This window comes from uncultured Campylobacter sp. (assembly GCF_938045465.1).
In the GTDB taxonomy this organism is placed as follows: domain Bacteria; phylum Campylobacterota; class Campylobacteria; order Campylobacterales; family Campylobacteraceae; genus Campylobacter_B.
The window spans coordinates 1-1,517 of the sequence record NZ_CALIBF010000009.1 but is presented as its reverse complement, the minus strand read 5'-3'; the positions used below and the strand labels follow the sequence as shown (position 1 = coordinate 1,517).

Genomic DNA, 1,517 nt, shown 5'->3' with positions numbered 1-1,517 from the left:
AGATTACTAAAAGAGATCAGAAAAATTATCCTTAAGCACGAGAATTTGGGATTTTACGTTATTTAAAATTTTAAACCGAGCGCACGAGTAAAACGCGATATCCACTAAAATTTTAAATCCTCACAAGATAAAATTTTAAGTTTTGAAATTATGAAACAGAATTTTTATTTGCTGTGTTATATAAATACAAATTTATGCTTTTGATGCTGAGTTTTAGCGATCACTATAATAAAATTTGAATCAGGTCTTTAGAATTTAAATGCGCCTGAAGCGCGATTGTAATGTTCGTTAAAATCCACGCTGCAAGCGCAAAGATGCCCGCGAAATAGCTTTTTAATAAATTTCGCAAAGACAGAGCTGCGTAAAATTCTGCGCTATTTTACCTCGCGTTTTAACGCAGGCGTGCCCATCTCAACAAGCGTAGCGTTCGATTTCGTAAAATATTCGCTCCAAAACGCGCTTAAAGAATTTAGAATCTGAGGACTTACATAGCTTTTTTTGCCTTCGCTAAGCCCTGCGCCTACGATATAAATTTTTGCGCCCGTAAAATCTGTAAAAAGATCATTCTTTTCTAAAATTCCAAGCTCCTTTTTGCCGTCGATCAAGCGAGGTGCGCCTTTAGTATAAAAGCTCGTCACAGAGGAATTCTCTAGCATATCCGAAGCTAAAATTACGATCTTGCTTTTCGCTTCACGCGGCTCAATAGAATTTGCCGCAAAATCCTTGAGCGCATAAAAAATATCTGACTTAGCGACTTGATCACCTTCCTTTAAAAACGCTTCATTTATCTTTTCGCTCATAGTTTTTTTGACGAAGCTCACCTGATCTTTTAAACATTTATCAAATTTGGCAAGGGTGTTTTTATTCAGATCATATCGCTCATCATCACTTAGAGGCGTATCTAGCGCGAAATCAAACATTACTTCGTTATACCGTCCTTGCAAAAAAGCGGAAAATTTTGCCACGAAAACGTAATTTCCAGCCTGCGCAAATCTCAGAGCATTATTTACCACTTACTCTTTTAACGGCTCGTTAAAAGGCGTTGTCTCATCTATCAAAACAAAAACCGCTTCATTAATCTCACTCTTTTTTTCGATCTTATTGATCTCATAGCAGTTAGGTAGCGCAAACGCCACAGCACAAATCATGGCGCAAAATAATAGAATTTTCCTCATCTTAATCCTCCGCTTTTAGCATAGACAGCTGCTCTTTCAGCTTTTCATTTAGCTCGTCAAGACTTTCGTTCCGAGCTAACTTATCAGCGATCTCTGCTTTCGTTTGATCTATTAGAATTTCTAAATTTTTATTTAGCTTAGCTTTATATTTTTCCAATTTCGCCATATCTGCAGCATCGCCTTTGTCTCTTTGAGCTTTGATAAAATCACTTAGCTCATCTACGCGCTCTTGCACCTCTTTTAAATCAACGCTTGTAGCGGGTTGCTTCGGCTCGAGGCTTTGCGTAATGGCAATCCGTCCGGCAACGAGACGAACGAGCGGCAGATAGTGTTCAGCAATAC

General features: G+C 38.2%; 3 protein-coding genes. All 3 read right to left on the bottom strand.

The features are described 5' to 3' along the window. Window positions 1-374: 374 nt before the first annotated feature. A complete protein-coding gene (locus tag Q0413_RS00555; RefSeq protein ID WP_298986203.1) occupies window positions 375-920 on the bottom strand; it encodes a hypothetical protein in 546 nt (181 codons plus the stop codon). 93 nt (window positions 921-1,013) lie between these two features. Beyond that, a complete protein-coding gene (locus Q0413_RS00550; protein ID WP_298063420.1) occupies window positions 1,014-1,175 on the bottom strand; it encodes a hypothetical protein in 162 nt (53 codons plus the stop codon). 1 nt (window position 1,176) lies between these two features. Beyond that, a partial coding sequence (locus Q0413_RS00545) for a hypothetical protein (protein ID WP_298986202.1) occupies window positions 1,177-1,517 on the bottom strand: 341 nt, incomplete at its 5' end.